We start from the raw sequence: 20480 nt of genomic DNA on the forward strand, positions 1-20480 counted from the left end.
GGCGGCTTTCTTTATCTTCACACTTTTTCCAGTTCATCCAAAAAGGTTGGCCTGCGTTTATATTTCTCCTGTAATTCTTCTTTCAACTGGATAAACGAGGTCTTTTCGAATGCTTTTTTATATTTCCCGATCAGTTTGCATACGCCCCGGTAATGTTTTCTTGACCCGGCAGGCTCTGCTTGATCATGAATAAAGTTCTTAAAAATCATTTCTGCTTCCACATGATATTCATCTATCAGGTAAGGATACAACTCCTGAATATAGAAATTATCTTCTTTACAAATACGGTACAACTTGTCCTGCCTATTTTCCTCTTTTGCAATCTCGATATAAGTAGCATTGTTTCCTGTTTCTTCAAATCCATCGAAAATTTTCTCTGCTACTGTCTTCCATTCTTCTTCATTATATAGGTTTTTCAATTTCTTGTATGCTTCAAAGCTATTGTTAAAAACTAATTCCATCAATATTTTCCTTTGATTTTCAATGTCCTCAAGGACTTCATAAATTTTCAGTTCATATTCTTTCCATTTTGTCACCAGCCCGGGCAGTTCTTTATCTTGTATCTGCCCTTCTCTACTTAGTTTTAATGCTGATCCAGTGTTTTCATTTTCAAGTTCATATCTAATTGCTTTTTCCCTGAAATCACTGTACTGAATATGCTCATAAATAAACTCTCCGGCTCTTTCCCATTCCTGATTTAATTCCAGGATCTCCAATTGAAGGAGCATTATTTCTATCGTATCAAACTCCTTTGACCATGAGGAGGACTCCCCGGAGAGCTTTTCCAATAATTGATTCAGCTTTTTCTCAAGCTTCTGTCTCATGGTTGGTTCAATGGAAAACAAAGTACATATTTTCAAAAGATCGAACTGCCAATTGCTCCAGTCGTCATATCGTGTATGGTTAGCTTCCTTCATTATTAATTGAAATACCTTTTTCTGCGTATTTTTATCATCTGATATTACAGAATAGGAAGCAGCCTCTCCAATCAAAGAAATACTTTCCTCAATTGCACCCCCTATTGCACCATTTGAATCATCAGCATATTGCATCATATCCACGACTATGGAAAGAACAGCTATAGCCAGCTTTGCTGCCATTTCGCTTTCCCCTGCTGCCAGTTTATCCCTTCCTTTGTCCAACACCATTTCGGCACCTTGAAGTGAAGACGGGACGTACCTCAAACTGATAAAACCTTTCCATTTATACCGATTGATATACGTCCTTATCAGCTTTTTACTTTCCTTGATTTCATCTTCACCGCCGGAAAGTTTATATTCCAGCATAGTTTCTATATTTTCATCGGTTTCTGCCACTGCAGTGAGTAAATCGACCAATTCCTTTTTCGTCAGTTTGGAAATTTTTGTCTTAAGGCCCATTTGATCCGCTCCTCAAATCCAAGGATTATTTTATTACATCTTCTTGTGCCATACCTAGCTATACCACTCTTTGATCTTTTCATCCGCCGGCAGTAAAAACGCCAGCAATCCAAGAAGCGGCAGGAATGCAGTTGCAATCATTGTCGGCGTCAGGCCGATCAGATCAATTAAAGATCCAAGCACTACTGATCCAATCGCCCCCATACCAAATGCCAAGCCGACAATGAGTCCGGACATGGTTCCGATTTTCCCGGGAATTAATTCCTGTGCATAAACAACGGTTACAGAAAAACTGGACAGCACAATGATCCCAAGCAGGGCAAGTAAAATAATCGCCATCACCGGGCCGGCAAATGGTAAAATTAACGCCAGCGGAGCGGCTGCCAAGAGGGAAAATATAATGACATTCCGTTTGCCGAATCGATCCGCGATCGGGCCGCCAAGAAAAGTCCCGATGGCTCCTGCAAGCAGGAATGTGAAGATATATCCCTGGGACTGGGCAATGGTTGCGCCATAGTTTTCTATCGCAAAAAATGCATAGAAATTGGCAATAACACTCTGGTACCAAGAGCGGGCAAAAACGATAAACACTAGGACGATGAGCGCAGCTTTTATTGCTTTAGAGAGGTTTTTATCCCGCTTTTTTTCTCCATTTTGTGCTTTTACTTTCATTGGCCTGCCGACTTGAGATTGGTACCACCTGGCAATATACATTAAAAAAATTACTGCCAAACCGGCAATCAGCGTAAACCAAATGGCACCAAACTGTCCAAGCGGAACAAGGACAAGCGCGGTAATCACGGGAGCAAGCGCCTGCCCCGAATTCCCTCCCACCTGATAAATCGATTGTGCCAGCCCCCTGCGCGGACCCGCCGCAAGATACGCTACCCGCGACCCTTCCGGATGGAAGATAGCGGAACCCAAACCGATAAAAAGCACACTCGCCAGGATTGCCCAAAAATTAGGAGCGAGTGCCAAACCGAACATGCCAACCATGCTGCTTGCCAGCCCGATCGGCAAAGCGTACGGCATTGGCCGTTTGTCCGTATACATGCCAACCACAGGCTGCATGACAGAAGCTACCATGTTCAATGTAAACGCAATAAAACCGAGCTGGGTAAATGTCAGTCCCAATGAATTTTCCGGGATGGGAAACATGGCGGAAATGACCGCTTGGAGCGTGTCATTCAATAAGTGGCATAATCCTATAATGAATAAAATTGGATAGATGGTTTTGCTGTTTGTGGTAGTAGTCATATTTTCGACGCCTTTCGATCTGTACCTGCTCTATGTAATAAAACAACACTCGACATTTTAGAATTTTAAAAAGGGCATTGTTATGCCCAAAGTATCTCGCAAAATCACTATTATTTCAACATCGAAACTATGAAAATCGATTATTAATTATCTTTATATGGCTCTTTCCAAAATCCTGCCTGAAATCTCTTTCCCTATTTCCAGGGCTGCTGTAGCTGCAGGGGATGGAGCGTTACAAACATGAATACTTCTTTTGCCGTTTACAATAAAAAAGTCATCGATCAATGTACCATCATGCTGCAAAGCCTGTGCACGAACACCAGCAGGAGCGGCAATCAGATCATCTTCTGAAATATCAGGCAGCAACCGGCGCAAATTTTCCACAAATCTTTTTTTACTTAGGGAACGCACCATTTCTCCTGCGCCTTCTTTTGCATAGGAAGAACCTAATTTCCAAATGCCCGGGTACGATATGATTTCATAAAAATCTTTCCAGGCAAATGATGTCTTCTTATATGCCTCCCGTTTCAAACCGGGAACCGCATTTGGCCCTACTTCAATGCCACCATCGATCATCCTTGTTGCATGTACACCGAGAAAAGGAAAATCGGGATTGGGGACAGGATAAATTAAATGATTTACAAGATAGCTTCTTTCTTGTTTCAGCTTGAAATATTCTCCCCTGAATGGGAATATTCGCATATCTGTCAGATAGCCTGCCATTTTTGCAATCCGGTCACTATATAGTCCTGAACAATTAAGAAGCAAATTTGCGTGGTAAGTATGCTGATCCGTATCAATGGAAACTGCATTTCCGGTTTCGCTGATTGCTTTGACCTCTGCATCATACACGATTTGTCCGCCTTTAGAGTGGAAAATTTCTGCCATTTTTCCGGCCACTTGCTGATAATCCACTATCCCGGTAGTCGGCAAATAAATCGCTTCCAACCCATTTACATGTGGTTCTCTTTCCAGCAATTCCTCCTTAGTCAGCCTCACCGGAGATAAACCGTTCTTCACCCCGCGGTAGTACAGCGCTTCCAGCTGCTGCAATTCTTTATTGTTTGATGCAACAATTACCTTTCCGCAAATTTCATGGGGTATCTCATGGTTCAGGCAGAAATCACGCATACTTTCACTGCCTGCTCTTGCAAATTTCGCTTTATAGCTTCCCGGCTTGTAGTAAATTCCCGAATGAATAACACCACTATTGTGTCCGGTTTGATGGAGACCCGGATGTGATTCCTTTTCCAGAATAATTACATTTGCACCAGGATTTTCTTCCAATAAAGCCATCCCTGAAGCCAGTCCAACAATTCCCGCTCCAACAATTAGAAAATCATGCATATGTTCTCCCTCCCTGGGACATGGGGACATGGGACATGGGGACAGGTCCACTGTCCCAACTTTAAATAGAAGACCGAGCCTGGGACAAGGTACCTGAGCCTGTGTCCCTGTTATATTAATCCTACAATCTTCCACCAAGTCGATGCAACAAGTGCAGTGGCGAGCATAGTAATCACTGTTGCATAAAGACCCGGCTTTAAAAAGTCACGCTGTGAAATTAACCCGGTACTATGTACAATTAAATTCGGCATTGTTTCAACAACAAGCAAAAATCCATATAGACTTGTTAGTCCTGCTGTAAACGCCATCCCCAATGGATCTATATCCGCATTGGCTGCCAGGCTGATGGTGATTGGAATTAATGTTACAACAGCAGCCGGAACATTGGATATCATCTTGTGAAATACTTGCGTTAGTATAATAACAATGATTGCCGCAGTTAACGGGGTCTGTACAAGGGATAAAAACCACCCCACACTGAGATAATCACTTAAGGTTGCTACAGCTCCCGAATCCACCAAAGCATATCCCATGGACAATGTAACACTTAGAAGCAATACCGTATTAAAATTAATTTTGACCACATTTTCCCATCTGGCACATCCAATACCCGGCATAGTCATCACTGCTGCGCCAATTAAAGCAGGCACACTCGGATGCAATCCGTGCAGCGGCTGACTAATCCAAAGCCCGACTACAAACAGCAAAATAATTAAACATTTCCATTCCTGTTTATCCATCGGACCAAGCTCCTCCAATTTCAACTTCATTTCTTTTTTTACCCTTGGAAATGACTGTTCATTTTTTGGCAGCGGATAATATTTTATCAATAAAACCCAAATAGCCGGAATGAGAATGAGCCACAAAGGAAACGTATATAAAAACCATTGAAAATACGTTATTTCCACCCCGGCAAAACGGTGAAGCAGCTCTACTGTTAAAATGTTTCCAACTGCCGCTGTCATGATGGCAGTTCCGCTAATATTCCCGCCAAACGCCACGCCAAGCATAATCATTTTACGAAGATTGCTTCCCGGTTTTGCTTCCACTGTTTCTACAATCATGGATGAAATGGGCAGCATCAAGGTAGCACGTACAGCTGATGATGGAATAAAAAAAGCCTGGATTTGCTGGACAATGATTAAACTACCCAGCAATCCTTTTGCCCTGCCTCCCCATTTTTTTAAAATAAAATAACTTACTCTTTTAACAAGAGTGGTTTCATTCACCGCCCTTGCGATCATCATACCGGCAATGACAAGGTGTGTTGCGGGTGAAGCAAAACCACTGAACACGACTTCCGGTTCAGCTAAATTAAATAGCAGCATCATAACAAGGATCAAAAATGCCGTTAATCCCATGGGAAATGGTTCCAAAGCCCATAAAACAACCCCGGCACATACAATCGCAGTCATTAATTTTCCGGATTGCGAAAATGTTTCCGGCAATCCGAAATACAATAGCAAAAATATAGCAATAGCGATGACAATACTAATGATCTGTTGCATGTTTTCCTTGCTGGCAAAGTACATACTGCTATTCTGTTTGCTGACATAGGATTTCATTTCTTACTACCTTTCGTAATATATTAGCCGGGACACAGGGACAGGTTTACTGTCCCAAATTCAAACAATTGAAAGAGACAAAGTGTCCGCGACTGCACTATATGCTCGTCCCATCAAAAAGCTTTATTCCTGTGTCCCCTAAAGATGATGGGACAAGGTGCCTGGGACTGCGCTAAATGCTCGTCCCACCGAAAAGATTTGTCCCTGTGTCCCAAACGTGGATGGGCAAGGTGGGACAAGGTGCCTGTCCCTGTGTCCCTCGTGGATGAGGTGGGACAAGGTACCTGTCCCCGTGTCCCTGCTAGGTTGCTGTATTTACTTTTTTTCTTCTTTTAATCACCTGGAATATAACTACCATTGCCAACAAACTGAATCCAATGAGATCTGTTACAATCCCAGGTATTACTAAAACGATGGCACTAGTCACCGAGAGCACCCTAAGAATCCAATTCATCTCTTCCAGGAAATATCCCTCAAATCCGGCACCTAGTGCAATAATCCCTATGGCTGCTGTAACCCCAATTAGAACAGCTCCACCGACACCGGTTCCCTGCATAAGCAGTTCTGGGGAGTATACAAAAATATAAGGGACAAGAACGCCTGCTGCAGCAAGTTTTAATGAAATAAACCCGGTTCTGTTCGGCTCACCTCCCGCTATACCTGCACCAGCAAATGCAGCGAGAGCTACAGGCGGAGTAAGGTTAGCTAAAATACCGAAATAGAATACAAACATATGGGATACGAATGGTTCCACACCAAATTGAACCAATGCAGGTGCAGCCATCGAAGAGGTAATGATATACGTAGGAATCGATGGCAAGCCCATTCCTAAAATAATGGATGCAAGCATTGTGAAAAACAAGGTCAAAAATAACATATCATTACCAAGCACGAGAATGGCTGAAGTCATTTTCAGACCAAAACCGGTCAAGGATGCGACACCAACAATAATCCCTACCATAGCACAAGCCATAGCTACACCAAGTGCACTGCGTGTACCTTCTTCAAGTGCCTTTATTATACCTTTCATATTCATACGTGTAGTTGCTCGTAACATAGAAATAATTACTGTCGAGATAATCGCCCATGCGGCAGCATATATTGGCGTATACCCGCCAAATAACATATAAATCAGAATGAACAGCGGAATGAGCAGGTGTCCACGCTCTTTCATTACCACTCTCATACTTGGAAGTTCTTCTTTCGATAACCCTCTTAATCCGCGTCTTTTGGCACGCAAATGAACTACGGTGATTACTCCAAGATAATATAAAACTCCGGGAATAATAGCTGAGATAGCGATTTGGACGTAAGGCATGCCCAATGTCTCAGCCATGATAAACGCCGTCGCACCCATCACCGGCGGAAGCACCTGCCCCCCGACAGATGCAGCTGCTTCTACAGCTCCGGAAAAATTCTTTGAATATCCGGTCCTTTTCATTAATGGAATGGTAAATGACCCTGTAGTCACTACATTTGCAATCGCAGAGCCATTTATCGAACCAAGAAATCCACTTGAAATAACGGCTACTTTCGCCGGTCCTCCGGAAGTATGTCCGGAAATCGCCATGGCAGAATCATTAAAGAGTTGTCCCATTCCTGTTCTGTTCAAAAAAGCCCCGAACAATACAAACAGGAAAATATAGGTCGCAGAAACTCCTATGGCAGTTCCAAATATACCTTCTGTCGTTAAATATAAGTAGGTGACAATAGCGTCGATATCGTAACCACGATGTGCAACCACTCTCGGCAGATATGGACCTAAATAAGCATAAAGCAAAAACAAGGCACTAAGCACGGTTAATCCCGTGCCTACAACACGACGCCCGCCTTCAAGCACGAGAATAACCATGAGTAAACTGAAAATAATATCATTTTTGCTTGGCAAACCTGCTCTCTGCACAATTCCCATATAATCTACAAAAATATAGACAATGGTTGCCGCCGATAATAAAGCCAGTAAAAAATCAATAATAGATGCACGCTGCTGCGGTGCATTTTTCCTTGATGGATACAATAAAAAGACAAGCACCAGAATAACACCTGTATGTAAAGCCCGATGCTGCAGCGTGACTAGAGGACCTGTAAATGAAGTAATCAGATGGAATAGCGCCAAACCAACAGATATTAATGTAACGAGCCTGGCCATCCAAGGTATGTTCAAATTTCTGAATCTGGATTCGGAATCATATTTTTCAACTAGTTTGCGTTGTTCTTTACCGGAGAGCTGATTTTCTTCAGTAAGCTCTTCTGTTTCTTTAATCGCATTACTCACGCGGCCTATCCCTCCTTGTTTATATCCTCCAACTTTAATCTCAACCACTCATATGCTTGTAATTGTTCATAATGAATTTGAACATCTGAATGATCAGGAATATAGTTTGCTAATCGATATTTGTTTTCATGATCTTCAAGGTAATATTGTGAAACCGGAACATAGTAAAGCGAATAGTACGGTATCTTTCTGTTTATTTGGGTGACTTGAATAAAACCATCTTCCAAAAAATCCACTTTTCCTTCGACATCGGGAGTCCCTGCCCCGTATGACTGAAACAATGTTGATTCAAAGGATAATTCGCCCTCGCCGGTAATACGGTAAGTTTCCTCCCATGGTGTCAACTCAACGGAATGCCGCCAGCCAATCGTTACTGTATCCGAATTCCACGGCAAAAAATAAAAGGGCTCTCCTTTTTCATTCGTTAATAAAAGGCCTGATTGGACCGGCATCAGCAAGGCACCGATTCCAATCAGCAACAATCCAAAAGTCAAAACTGCTTTTTTTATCATATACGCACCCTCTGTACGATGGTGTCACATTACTCTGTGATGCCTTCTTCCTCAAAATACCTTTCTGCACCCGGGTGAAGCGGAGCAGGAAGGTTATCCAGTGCTTCTTCAAGTGTAATATCCTGGGCTGCATTGTGTGTATCTCTTAATTGATCAACATTTTCAAATATTGCTTTCGTCATGGCATATGCAAGATCATCTGAAACATCACTGTGGGTCAATAAAACATTGTTGACGCCAATTGTTGTGACATCATCTTCCAAATCATACACATCCTTAGGTACATTCGTCGGGAAAAAAGCAGGATAATCCTCTTGCATTCCCAAAATGATATCTTCATCAATTTCTACAACAACAATATCCTGTGTAGTTTGAAGTTCCAGTACACCGGCATTTGGCAAACCGGAGGAAATAACAACAGCATCTATATTTCCATTTTGGATTCCTTCCACACCTTCTGAAAATGATAGAAAATCTTCATTAATATCATCATAAGACATGCCATAAGCCTCCAACACACGCTGAGCACTGATTTCAGTTCCGGAAGCAGGAGCCCCCACGGCTACATTCATTCCTGCCAAATCTTCCACTGTTTTAATGCCGGACTCCTCAGTAGCTACAATTTGCAAATAGTTTGGATATAAAGAGGCCAGACTGCGGATATTTTCCTGGGCACCCTGTTCTTCAAAGCTGCCAACTCCTTCATATGCATCAGCAGCAGCATCTCCCATGGAAAACCCAATTTCTGCATCCCCCTGGTTAAGTGTTGTGGCATTCGCTGCTGATGCAGCTGTTGATTGACTATTGGCATTGGCACCTAAGTTTTGGAACATATCTGCCAAAGTTCCTCCGAGCGGATAATACACACCGGAGGAACCGCCGGTTAAAATCGTGACAAACTCACCATCGAGTATTTCTTCAACACTGCCGCCTTCACTTCCGCCATCCTCACCGCTGCTTTCTCCACCTGCATCACTGTCACCGCACGCCCCAAGTACAATTCCAATTAAGAAAACCAAACTAAAGATTGAAAACATCTTTTTCATTTTGTCGCCTCCAATAGCATCATTTTTTCCATAAATATCAATTCCACAATAAAATTCATCAATATAAATATCACATAAGTACTGCTGCAATACTTAACGTAACACTTATTAACCACCCCCATAATAGACTTAAACTCTCTCCCCCTTAAAGCAAACGCTTTCAAATCTATGGCTTCACAGATTAAAAAATCCAATCCAAATAAGACTATAAAAAAGTCTATTTGAACTGGATCTTATCTGTGGGATAACTTCGGCGGGAAGTTTTTAACAGATTAGGCAGATCGTTTTTTCATTCCGGTTTGTTAAATTAAAGAACGAATGAAATACGAAAGCGTTTTATATGTTAATCTTTATAATATATCATTTATTTTCAATTGTAAATAACTTTATTGATATTTGAGATTATTGTTATCCTTCTATATATCAATAGAAGGAAATCACGAGATTCCATTCTTTATACGTATGAATAAAACTACTAAGTATTTTCTTAAAAGTCACTTTCCATACCGATTGAATAAAAATCATCTAAAATATAGACTATATATTGAAGATAGCTTTCAAAACAATCCATAATGAAAACAAAAACCACTGATTATCGAGATAGAAACCCAATTTTACTTAGCTTGAATATATCAGCATTATTTTAATTTCTTCGCAAAAAATACCCTTTATCACTGTATCAGCCAAGTTATGTATCAAAAAATCGCCAATATTAAAGGAGAGATAGAAAATGAGCATTCATCACCACAATCACCCTTATATGACCATTCATGATTTCGAATCAAACAGTCACGTCGGCTGGGATAATTCCCTTAAACCCATTGCTGAAGCAGATTCTGGCCAGACCATCACGTACGAACTTACAGAAGCTTCCGGCGGACAATTTACAAAGGAATCTACAACAAAAGATGTGGAAAATCTGGATTTTGGAAAAATTAACCCTGTAGCAGGACCTGTCTATATAAAAGGAGCAGAACCAGGAGACACTTTGGAAGTCGAAATGCTGAATTTCTCCCAGCTTGATTGGGGATGGACAGCGCTTATTCCCGGGTTTGGTCTGCTTGCAGACGAGTTTAAAGAACCTGCAATAAAAACGTTTGATCTCTCCGGCAAAAATAAGATGGAATTCCTTGACGGCATCGACCTTTTCATGAAACCTTTCCCCGGAACAGCTGGTGTAGCTCTGCCTGAACCAGGCAACCATAGCGTTGTTCCACCAAGAAAAAATGGAGGAAACATGGATACCCGCCACCTGACCAGCGGAACAAAGTTGTATCTCCCGGTGTGGGTGGAAGGTGCTTTATTTTCCATTGGGGATACACATGCTGTGATGGGTGATGGTGAAGTGTGCGGAACTGCTGTCGAAGCCTCCATGGAAACAACGATCCGGTTTAAGCTGCACAAAGGAAAATCCATTGCGGAACCGAGATACGAAATTCCCGGACCGCCTACTCCGGAAGCTGACAGCAGAGGATATTACGTGACCACAGGGCATGGTGAAGATCTTTATAAGGCTGCTCAAAATGCCATTCGGTATATGATTGAACATTTGGTGGATACGTACAGGATGAGTGAAACGGAGGCTTATATGCTTTGCAGTCTTGCTGTGGATTTGCGGATCAGTGAGATTGTGAACATGCCGAATTGTTTGGTGTCGGCGTTTTTGCCGAATTCGATTTTTAGATAATATAAAAACGAACGGCCTGCCCTTTTGATGGGCGGCCGTTCGCTGATTATGTCAATTTACACAGTTTTCATTTCTTTTCCTTCTTCCGGGTCATCAACATACCATATAAATTTATTCATGTATCCATATATAATGACAAGAATAATCGCTGCAAAACTCAACCACATATATGGCACATACTGCAGTGTCGGTACGCCAAATAAAGCAACCATAAATATCCCATTGTCAGACCACGGCACCATCCCTGATGTTAATGTACCCCCTACTTCCGTGTTTCGGGAAAGTATTCTTCTGTCCACTTTTAACCGTTCATAGTTTTTCTCCATTATTTTCGGGGTTAGGATTAACGACACATACATGGCACAGCCAAAAACATTCGATAAAAACCCTGTTGCGATAGTCGATACTGAAAGACGTCCGGTGTTTTTAATAAACTTTGAAAATGAATCAACAATCACCTGCAGTGCCCCAATATAATTCAATAATCCACCGAAACCGAGTCCCAGCAAAATAACTACAATTGATCCAAGCATGCCAACAATACCGCCACGGTTTAACAATTCATCCATAAACGCATCACCGGTTTGTACACTAAATCCCTCATAAGCAGTATTTAAAGCTGCTACCCAATCAGTACCCTGAAATAACCCGGCCCAGACTACCCCTAATAGTGCGCCGAAAGCAATGGTAGGCACAGCAGGCTTTTTCATTGCTAACAGCGTAATAACTATAATTGCAGGGATCAGCATTCCCCAGTGAATACTGAATGTATCGTTCATGGAGACCATAATGGATTCGATTCTATTTAAATTTATATTGTCAGACGCATAAGTAAACCCAACTATTGTAAAAGCAGCGCCGCTAATTACTAATGCAGGAATACTTACATAAAGGAGCGATCGAATATGCTCAATTACATCCACTTTGGCCATGGAAGCAGTCAGGATGGTACTGTCTGATAATGGTGAAAGTTTATCACCAAAGTATGCGCCGGACAAAACTGCTCCAACTACCATTGGCAACGGTATACCCATCGCCTCTCCCACGCCTACCATCGCGATTCCAGCTGTTCCGGCAGTCCCCCAGGAGGTTCCGGTCGCCAAAGAAGTAATGGAACAAAGCAGTACCGTAGCCAGCAAAAATATACTGGGGTGGATAAATTCCAATCCATAATAGATAATGCTTGGTACAATCCCGCCAGCAATCCAGGTACCAATAAGCGCCCCAACTGCTATTAGTATTAGAACAGCTTCTAATCCACTGGAAATACCACCTTTAAGCGCATCCTGCAAATCACGGTATGAATATCCCAATCTTAATCCAAGTAAAATGACAAGAAATAAGGCAATAAATAAAGCTAATTGAATGGGTAAATCAAAAACACCAGTAAATGAAAATGCAATAGCTAAAAATAAAATCAGTACGATAATAACCTCGAAACTATTAGGTTTCCTTGTACCTTCTTTTGCATTTTTCATATTAATTCACCTCCCTTCTGCCGGAATATCATATTGAAAATATAATGAGCCGGAATCTAATTCAATTTAATTTGGATATACTGACACCATTTTCAAATATTGGTGTTTTTACATTTTTCAGGGCTTAAATAATAGCTAATATAATCAATATTTAACCTAGTCCATAAATATGCATGAAAAAGAAGTTCAAATTTTAATATTGATTAACTGTATTTTTTATAAAGTTTCCTTTTATTCTTTTTTCATAAAATTTTGTTTATGAAATAACTATAGGAGTATGAAAGTATCATTAATAAGCTATTTATAAGGGGGGCTATACTTGAAAGATCAAAATCTATTAAAAATATTAGGGAACAGGGATGTTCTGGCCCTGGCATTTGGGGCAATGATCGGCTGGGGCTGGGTAGTTACCACAGGCCTTTGGATCTCGGAGGCAGGTTCATTAGGTGCAATCCTTGCCTTTGCTATTGGTGGAGTACTCGTAGTATTGGTAGGATTGGCTTACGCTGAATTAGCTTCTTCCATTCCACTTGCCGGAGGTGAATTATTTTACAGCTTTAAAGCAATGGGAAGGGTTGCTTCTTTCATTGCCACATGGGCAATAATTCTCGGATATGTTTCTGTTATAGCCTTTGAAGCAGTCGCCCTTCCCACCGTATTTGAATATTTAATTCCGCATTACAGTATGGGATACTTATATACTATTTCGGGGTGGGATGTAACTATCACCTGGGCTGGTGTAGGTATGCTGGGATCTGTTTTGATTGCCTGGATTAATTATCGTGGAATTAAACTCTCCACAGCAATCAATTTTATATTAACAGCATTAATTATTATATCTGGTATATTGCTGATCACCGGAAGTAGTGTGTCAGGCAATATTCAAACAATGGAGCCATTTTTTGCAACAGGGATTTCAGGAATTTTAGTCGTTGTAATTATGACACCATTCATGTTTGTTGGATTTGATGTTATCCCTCAGGCAGCTGAAGAAATAAATCTGCCAAAAAAGAGAATAGGTCAACTGCTTATTTTGTCCGTTATTCTTGCAGTTATATGGTATATAGCCATTATTTTTGGCGTTTCCATGGTACTGACTCCCTCTGAAATGGCTGCTTCAAATTTAGTGACCGCAGATGCCATGGCTAAAGCGTTTGGAAGCAGTCAGATGATGGGAAACATTCTTGTACTCGGAGGAATCGGCGGTATCTTAACCAGCTGGATCGGCTTTTATGTTGGTGGAAGCCGTGCGATTTATGCACTTGCAAAGGCTGGAATGCTCCCAAAAACACTGGGTGAACTCCATCCAAAATATAAAACACCACATAAAGCAATATTATTGATTGCAGTCTTATCAACATTAGCCCCCCTACTTGGACGGCCTGCACTGGTATGGTTTGTAAACGCGGGTGGGTTGGGACTGGTTGCAGCATGGCTCATGGTTGCTGTATCGTTTATTATTATACGTAAAAAAGACCCTGATATGGTACGTCCATTTAAACTAAAAGGCGGAACAACCATTGGCTGGATTGCAACGATTATGTCCATTGGTGTAGCAATTTTATATTTCCCGGGTATGCCTTCCGCACTTGTGTGGCCATATGAATGGCTGATAATATTTGTTTGGATTGTTTTAGGTGCTGTTTTATACATGGTTGCTATGTCTAAATATGGCAGGAAGCATGCTGATATGCATATGGAGCGGGAAATGGAGAGAGTGATTAAGCATAAGGAAGAAGAGGAATAGCGATTAACTCGCTAATATGACTAAAAGACCGTCTAGTCAGGCACAGGTGGACGGTCTTTTAAAAAATTGGTTCTTTAAGAAAATCATTAATATTATTATTAAATTTTTTATAGTTACATTGCTGATTTAATGTGTATTTCCTAAACAGTAATAATGATGTTCTAGGAAGTATTTTATATAAAAGCTGCTTTCCATTTCTATCAATACACTTCGGATATCTTTCCTAAATTATACACTGCACTTACCTCTTTTTCGAAAGATATTTACGGCCAAAAACCCAGCCATCTCCACCAAGTAAAGGCTACAATCAAAGTTATAATAGTGCTGGCAGTCGTGGCTAACAGACCGGGCAGATAAAAATCCCGCTGATTTATCATACCGGTTCCATGCACTACAACCATCGGCATTGTCTCCACGACTAACACATAACCAAACAAAATGGTTATGGCAGAAGTGAAACTGATCACAACTGGGTCAAGTTCTGCCTGCAGTGACAAACTGATGAGAACAGGAAGCAAGGTCACTACTGCGGTTGAAACATTCGTAACACCCAAATGATAGATTTGCGATAGCAAAATAACAATGAGTATAGCAAACCATGGGTTAGCGAAAATATTTAATATATTTTCAGAAGTAACCAGCACCTCCAGCAGATCAATTGCTCCTGACTCAATTAACGCAAAACCCAATGATAGAGTTGCACCGACTAATAAAACCAAATCAAAATTAACATTCACTAACTTTGTCCATGTCACAAAACCTATTCTGGGCATAGCCATTAGCACCACTGCCATCAAAGCTGGAACAGTGGGATGGTATCCATGTATAGATTGTGTTATCCATAGGAAAACAGTTAGTGATAAAATAAGGATGCACTTTAATTCTGACTTGCTTAATGCTCCCATACTTTCCTTTTTCTTTTCCATTTGTTTATGGAGCAGATGAAAGGGAAAATTCTCGGGAGGAAAACACTTCCATACTATATAGGGGATAACCACAATCAGTAATACCCAAATAGGAAAAGCATACAAAAACCAGTCCAGATAGGATAAAGATCTCCCCACATATAATTGCAAAATCTCTATCGTTAATATGTTGCCAATGGCAGCTGTTAAAACGGCAGTTCCGCTAATATTTCCTGCATATGCTGTTCCTACAAGCATAAGTTTGCTAAAATTACTTCCTTTCCTTGCTCCCGCTGATTTAAGTACAGAAAGTACAACAGGTACCATCAAAGATGATCGCACAGCTGTTGCAGGAATAAAAAATGCTTGTATCTGCATAAGTAAAAACAACCCGATAAAAATACCTTTTGCTGTAGAACCCCATTTTGCAAGCAGTGTATAAGTAATCCTGTTCATTAAGGGAGTTTCATTCACCCCTTTGGCAATCATCATTCCCGCTACAATCAGAAATACAGCCGGGGATCCAAAACCGCTTAATACAACATCGATTGAAACAGCATGTAAAAATAATAATAGAACTATCATATAAACAGAAGTCATCCCTAGCGGGAGCGATTCAAAAGCCCATAATAAAATACCATAAACCATGATACTTATAGTAGCTTTTGCAGACCAGGAGACATCTGCCGGCAATAGGATTAATAACCCTATAAAAATAAGTGTTGATAGTACAAATGTAACCATATTTCCGGATAACTTTAGCCTATTAAATGGGTAATTCCATGACTTAAATAACATATCCAACCTTCTTTATACAGTTCGTAATAAAACATGCAAACCAGTGAACCCGCACCACTGAATAAATGGTACGGGTTTATTTCCAAGATAGTTATGCTGCTATACATATAAACGGCTAAGATAAAGTACTGGCACTCTCTACTACGGACTTCCGGGGCGTATCAGATTTATTTATAAACTTTTGAATAACTACTACTGAAGCAACCAGGACAAGTCCAATAATATCCGTTGGAATACCCGAAAGCATAAACATTATTGCAGCTATCAAAAGCATAATCCGGCTATACCAGCTTGCTGGTTTCCCAAAAAACCATGCTTGTACGGCTGCTGAGAGAATATACACTCCAATCAGCGCTGTAATTACTGCTATTACAATTCCTCCCTTTGTACCACTTTCCAATAATAATTCGGGACTAAAGAAAAACATAAACGGTACAATGAAGGCTGCTAGACCTATTTTAAAAGCCTGGAAACTGGTCTTCATTGGATCTGTTCCCGAAATGCCCGCTGCAGCAAAAGCGGCAAGTGCAACTGGCGGCGTAATTGCAGAAATAACTGCATAGTAAAAAACAAACATATGAGCAATAATCGGGTCAATCCCAAGATTCACCAATCCAGGTGCGATAACAGAAGCTGCAACCGCATATGCTGCTGTTGTCGGCATGCCCATTCCAAGTATAATGGAAATCACCATTGCAAAGAGCAGGGCAATGATAAGATTATTATCCGCAATTGTAAGCAGCATAGAACTAAAACGCTGTCCTATCCCGGTTAATGCTATTACCCCGACAATAATTCCTGCAGTAGCAACAATCGCAATGAGCTGAACAGCATTTTTCATTCCCAGTTCCAATGCTTCCAATACCTTTCTTAACCCCATTCTAGTTTCTTTACTGAATAAGCTTAAAACAAAACAGGCAACAATTCCGGCAGTACCGGCAAAAATAACGGAAAACCCGCTTACAAGCAAGTAAATCAGCAAAATGACCGGTGCAAACAGATAAAATTTCTTCAACAATTTTTTTAAGTTAGGTAACTGGTCTCGGGATAAACCAACCATTCCACTTTTAATTGCTTGAAAATCCACCATAAAATAAACAGATACGAAATACAAAATAGCAGGAATCATCGCAGCTATAATAATTTCAGAGTAAGGGATCCCAGTAATTTCTGCCATCAGAAATGCACCTGCACCCATAATAGGGGGCAATAATTGCCCACCGGCTGAAGCTGTTGCTTCCGTTGCTGCAGCAAACATTGGCCGGTAACCTGTTTTTTTCATCAATGGAATCGTCAATGAACCAGTAGCCACAACATTACCTGCTGAAGTTCCATTAATCATTCCCATGAGACCCGAGGAAACAACCGCAACTTTAGCCGGTCCTCCCCGTAATCCGCCGGCTATCCTAAAGGCAACATCGATAAAATATTGTCCGACCCCAGACATTTGCAGAAAGGCACCAAATATAATGAAAAGAATTATATATTTGGAGGATACATCTGTAGTAACCCCAAAGACCCCGTCCAGCCCATATACATAAGTTGCAAACCTTTCCAGTGAATAGCCATTATGATTTAATATTCCTGGCAAATATGGCCCTGCAAAGGAATAAAGGATAAAGACAAATGCCAATATTGGCAAAATCCATCCGCTTGCCCGGCGCGTTATTTCAAGAACCAGCAATAAACCAAGAAGGGAAACGATAAAGTCCATCGTGGTTGGTGCAACACCAAAACGAAAAACGAGCTGCTCCAGGTTTATATAAATATATAAAGCTATAAAAACAGCAATAGCAATAAGCACCCAATCTATTATTGCCACTCTATTGGATTTTGTTTTCCCTCCTTTGTAAAGCATTAAAGCAAGAACCGTACCAAAAGCCAAGTGAGTACTGCGGAATACCCAGGGGTCGATTGGATTAAAGTTAAGTATATATAAATGATAAAGCGCTCCTATGACAGCTATAGCCATAAATAAATTGCGGACAACACCTGACAAATCTCTTACCTGTGAAGAGGAGCCTAAATCATCCTCTGTAATAGCCGTATCTATTTTCTTGTTTTTTATTTCATTTTTATGTTCTTCCTGCTTCTCAACATCCTTATTTGATTGATTATTGTTTTTCTGTTCTGTCATGCATTCCCCTCCTTGTTAACATGCTGAAACGATGTTCATGAGGGTGGGACAAAACAATTTTTAGTAAGCAGAAATCCGAACATACTTAACTTATACTTAAAACCCTCTTCGGAATTATGGCAGGTTGTTCGTCTTTTTCATGCATACTCAGCGTTCTGTCCCAGCCTTATTTAATTCACCCTGAATTTTTAAAGATAAAGTTAGTTATTTATTCCCACTCAGGAGGATAGACTGCATCCGGAAGTTCAATTCCTATTTCCTCATAATAACGGATAGCTCCAGGATGCATTGGATATTCTTCATTTTCCAATATAGCAGCAGGATCCTCTGATTCCTGGGCGGATGCATGAGTAGATATCATTTGGTCAATATTTTCATGATATGCTTTAACCAGATCGTAAACAAACTCTTCATTCGCATCTTTTTGAACAACTCCAAAGTTAAATTGTGCAATTGTTTCTATGTCACCATCAAGGGAATCATACGTATCCTCAGGTATTACAAATTCAGTGAAATATGGCAAATCCTCCATTACAGTTTCGCGTTCTTCACCATCTATCCCATAAATATTAATATCCGCCTGTGTTTCCACTTCTGTCACAGCAGCTATTGGTATTCCTGCTGAAAAGCCGATATGATCCAATTGGCCATCTAACATTTGTGAAGCCATATCGCTTGCTCCTGCTGCAACCTGATCACCTGTTTCAATACCAAGTGCCTCATAGATCAATGGATTATAAGTCCCTGGTGTTCCACCGGAAGGTCCGACACCAACCCGTTCCCCTTCATGTTCATTTATGCTTGTAACACCTGAGCTGGCAGTAGACCACCAGTGAAATGGGGTATTATACATTGGGAAAATAACCCGGATATCACTGAATTCTTTATCTGCCCATTCTCCCTCTCCATAATACCCCTCATACAACGGACCCATCGTAACCATTCCAAGTTGGATGTCATCCACATCCAAGAGCTGGATGTTATGCACCGGACCACCTGTTACTTCTACATTTGATGTTATATCGAGACCTTCGAGTAAAGTAGCCAGGCCGCCTCCCCAAATATAATACGTACCGCCTTGGGAAGCTGTACCAATTGTTACAGTAGAAGGATAATCTTTTTCTTCTACAGCTTCACTGTCTCCTCCATTATCTTCGCCCCCCGCTTCCTCATCATTGCATGCTGCAAGAAGCATAATGAACAATAAAAATGCTAGTAAATAAAACTTTTTAAAGCCTTTCATAAAAACTCCTCCTTATTATTTATTCATTTTGAAATTTCGGTAAATAATCTATATACTGTTTTCCATACATTTCCGAAAAACTATCATACAGTGGATTTAACACATCTTCCCAGATAATTTTTTCCGAATCGCTTAACTCATGAATTTCTATGCAACGGCATTCTTGGAGATATTCATATTCTTTTTTATTCAATTCCCTTGCTTTTTCTTTTTCCCATTCCGTTACTTCTTCCATCGCGTCTAAAATAACCACCTGGACTTCATCCGAAAGTCCTTGCCAAAAATCATTGTTGATTAGTACCAAGTAGCCTAAATATCCATGGTTGCTCACTGTCAAATGACTTTGTACTTTATGGATGTTTTTACTGACTATATTGGAATAGGTGTTTTCTTGAGCATTTAGTACTCCCTGTTCCAATAAAGGGAAAACCTGATCAAATGAATCTGTTTGAGCATCAGCCCCGAGTAATTCAAATTGTTCTTTTAGAACATCACTGCTCATAATCCTGAAATTAAGTCCTTCGAAGTCCTCCGGGTAATGTAACGGATTTTTGTTGTTTGTAACTTGTTTAAAGCCATTTTCCCAGAAAGCAAGTGGATAAAAGCCTTTCTGCACCAATTTATTTTCCAAAATTTTTCCGGCTGAACTATTTAAGTAATCATGTAGCTCTTCTTCGTTTCTAAAAGCGAATGGCAGGTCAATTACTTTCCATTCCGGAACCCACTCTGTAATTTTAGAGGTAGACGGAGCAAGCATTTGAACATCGCCTTCCAGCAGTGCTTCTATCTCCTCTCCATCTTTATAGAGGAAACTATTCGGAAAAACCTGTACTTCAACATACCCATCCGTTTTTTCCTCCACCAGCTCTGCAAATTTCCTTGAGGCAAGTCCCTTTGGCGTATCTTCACCTACAACATGGGAGAAACGAATAACAATACGTTCATCCTCGCTAAGCTGTTCATGGTCTTCCGGAAAGGATTGCACTTGACATGCTGCAATAAATACTAAGACAATTATCATCAAACTGGTTTTTACCCATTGTACTGGTACTTTTACTCACCACCTTTTCCAACCTATATCTCTAACATTTCAGATTATAAAGC

General features: G+C 40.7%; 14 protein-coding genes. 2 read left to right on the forward strand and 12 right to left on the reverse strand.

Annotated features, from left to right (window positions below):
- Nucleotides 1-17: 17 nt before the first annotated feature.
- The 7 genes from GHD25_RS07870 to GHD25_RS07900 form a co-directional block, all read right to left on the reverse strand.
- Nucleotides 18-1379: a hypothetical protein gene (locus GHD25_RS07870; RefSeq protein WP_164215839.1), complete on the reverse strand. Its 1362-nt coding sequence runs from the start codon at nucleotides 1377-1379 to the stop codon at nucleotides 18-20.
- 54 nt (nucleotides 1380-1433) lie between these two features.
- Entirely contained in the window at nucleotides 1434-2636 is a 1203-nt protein-coding gene (locus GHD25_RS07875) for an MFS transporter (RefSeq protein ID WP_164215840.1), read from the reverse strand.
- 153 nt (nucleotides 2637-2789) lie between these two features.
- Nucleotides 2790-3983 carry an L-2-hydroxyglutarate oxidase gene (gene lhgO / locus GHD25_RS07880; RefSeq protein ID WP_164215841.1) on the reverse strand — a complete coding sequence of 398 codons (1194 nt, stop codon included), beginning with the start codon at nucleotides 3981-3983 and terminating at the stop codon, nucleotides 2790-2792.
- A gap of 110 nt (nucleotides 3984-4093) precedes the next feature.
- Entirely contained in the window at nucleotides 4094-5491 is a 1398-nt protein-coding gene (locus GHD25_RS07885) for an SLC13 family permease (protein ID WP_240452275.1), read from the reverse strand.
- A 358-nt stretch (nucleotides 5492-5849) separates the two neighbouring features.
- Nucleotides 5850-7823, reverse strand: coding sequence for a TRAP transporter permease (locus GHD25_RS07890; protein ID WP_240452276.1), 1974 nt, complete (start codon nucleotides 7821-7823; stop codon nucleotides 5850-5852).
- Nucleotides 7824-7828: 5 nt separating this feature from the next.
- On the reverse strand, nucleotides 7829-8335 hold the full coding sequence (locus GHD25_RS07895) for a DUF1850 domain-containing protein (RefSeq protein WP_164215842.1): 507 nt from the start codon (nucleotides 8333-8335) through the stop codon (nucleotides 7829-7831).
- A gap of 29 nt (nucleotides 8336-8364) precedes the next feature.
- The gene (locus GHD25_RS07900; RefSeq protein WP_164215843.1) at nucleotides 8365-9381 is read right to left on the reverse strand and encodes a TAXI family TRAP transporter solute-binding subunit; all 1017 of its coding nucleotides are present in this window, start codon (nucleotides 9379-9381) and stop codon (nucleotides 8365-8367) included.
- Nucleotides 9382-10111: 730 nt separating this feature from the next.
- On the opposite strand from GHD25_RS07900, the gene GHD25_RS07905 reads away from it, so the two are divergent.
- A complete protein-coding gene (locus GHD25_RS07905; RefSeq protein ID WP_164215844.1) occupies nucleotides 10112-11068 on the forward strand; it encodes an acetamidase/formamidase family protein in 957 nt (318 codons plus the stop codon).
- 56 nt (nucleotides 11069-11124) lie between these two features.
- On the opposite strand, the gene nhaC is transcribed toward GHD25_RS07905, so the two are convergent.
- The gene (gene nhaC, locus GHD25_RS07910) at nucleotides 11125-12546 is read right to left on the reverse strand and encodes a Na+/H+ antiporter NhaC (RefSeq protein WP_164215845.1); all 1422 of its coding nucleotides are present in this window, start codon (nucleotides 12544-12546) and stop codon (nucleotides 11125-11127) included.
- Nucleotides 12547-12865: 319 nt separating this feature from the next.
- On the opposite strand from nhaC, the gene GHD25_RS07915 reads away from it, so the two are divergent.
- Complete coding sequence (locus GHD25_RS07915; RefSeq protein ID WP_164215846.1) at nucleotides 12866-14293, forward strand: APC family permease; 1428 nt, start codon at nucleotides 12866-12868, stop codon at nucleotides 14291-14293.
- Nucleotides 14294-14556: 263 nt separating this feature from the next.
- Here GHD25_RS07915 and GHD25_RS07920 read toward each other — a convergent pair whose 3' ends face one another.
- From GHD25_RS07920 to GHD25_RS07935, 4 genes are all read right to left on the reverse strand, one after another.
- Nucleotides 14557-15996 carry an SLC13 family permease gene (locus tag GHD25_RS07920; protein WP_164215847.1) on the reverse strand — a complete coding sequence of 480 codons (1440 nt, stop codon included), beginning with the start codon at nucleotides 15994-15996 and terminating at the stop codon, nucleotides 14557-14559.
- A gap of 115 nt (nucleotides 15997-16111) precedes the next feature.
- Nucleotides 16112-18133: a TRAP transporter permease gene (locus tag GHD25_RS07925; RefSeq protein WP_164215848.1), complete on the reverse strand. Its 2022-nt coding sequence runs from the start codon at nucleotides 18131-18133 to the stop codon at nucleotides 16112-16114.
- Nucleotides 18134-18341: 208 nt separating this feature from the next.
- On the reverse strand, nucleotides 18342-19376 hold the full coding sequence (locus GHD25_RS07930) for a TAXI family TRAP transporter solute-binding subunit (protein ID WP_164215849.1): 1035 nt from the start codon (nucleotides 19374-19376) through the stop codon (nucleotides 18342-18344).
- 19 nt (nucleotides 19377-19395) lie between these two features.
- Nucleotides 19396-20397, reverse strand: coding sequence for a DctP family TRAP transporter solute-binding subunit (locus GHD25_RS07935; RefSeq protein WP_164215850.1), 1002 nt, complete (start codon nucleotides 20395-20397; stop codon nucleotides 19396-19398).
- Nucleotides 20398-20480 lie beyond the last annotated feature (83 nt).

Source organism: Virgibacillus aidingensis (assembly GCF_010994035.1).
Taxonomy (GTDB): domain Bacteria; phylum Bacillota; class Bacilli; order Bacillales; family Amphibacillaceae; genus Virgibacillus_N.

Coding starts and splice junctions, on each gene's coding strand:
- GHD25_RS07875 (WP_164215840.1), bottom strand. CDS start 2,636: ATGACTACTACCACAAACAGCAAAACCATCTATCCAATTTTATTCATT.
- lhgO (WP_164215841.1), bottom strand. CDS start 3,983: ATGCATGATTTTCTAATTGTTGGAGCGGGAATTGTTGGACTGGCTTCA.
- GHD25_RS07870 (WP_164215839.1), bottom strand. CDS start 1,379: ATGGGCCTTAAGACAAAAATTTCCAAACTGACGAAAAAGGAATTGGTC.
- GHD25_RS07905 (WP_164215844.1), top strand. CDS start 10,112: ATGAGCATTCATCACCACAATCACCCTTATATGACCATTCATGATTTC.
- GHD25_RS07900 (WP_164215843.1), bottom strand. CDS start 9,381: ATGAAAAAGATGTTTTCAATCTTTAGTTTGGTTTTCTTAATTGGAATT.
- GHD25_RS07895 (WP_164215842.1), bottom strand. CDS start 8,335: ATGATAAAAAAAGCAGTTTTGACTTTTGGATTGTTGCTGATTGGAATC.
- GHD25_RS07885 (WP_240452275.1), bottom strand. CDS start 5,491: ATGCAACAGATCATTAGTATTGTCATCGCTATTGCTATATTTTTGCTA.
- GHD25_RS07925 (WP_164215848.1), bottom strand. CDS start 18,133: ATGACAGAACAGAAAAACAATAATCAATCAAATAAGGATGTTGAGAAG.
- GHD25_RS07935 (WP_164215850.1), bottom strand. CDS start 20,397: ATGATAATTGTCTTAGTATTTATTGCAGCATGTCAAGTGCAATCCTTT.
- GHD25_RS07930 (WP_164215849.1), bottom strand. CDS start 19,376: ATGAAAGGCTTTAAAAAGTTTTATTTACTAGCATTTTTATTGTTCATT.
- nhaC (WP_164215845.1), bottom strand. CDS start 12,546: ATGAAAAATGCAAAAGAAGGTACAAGGAAACCTAATAGTTTCGAGGTT.
- GHD25_RS07920 (WP_164215847.1), bottom strand. CDS start 15,996: ATGTTATTTAAGTCATGGAATTACCCATTTAATAGGCTAAAGTTATCC.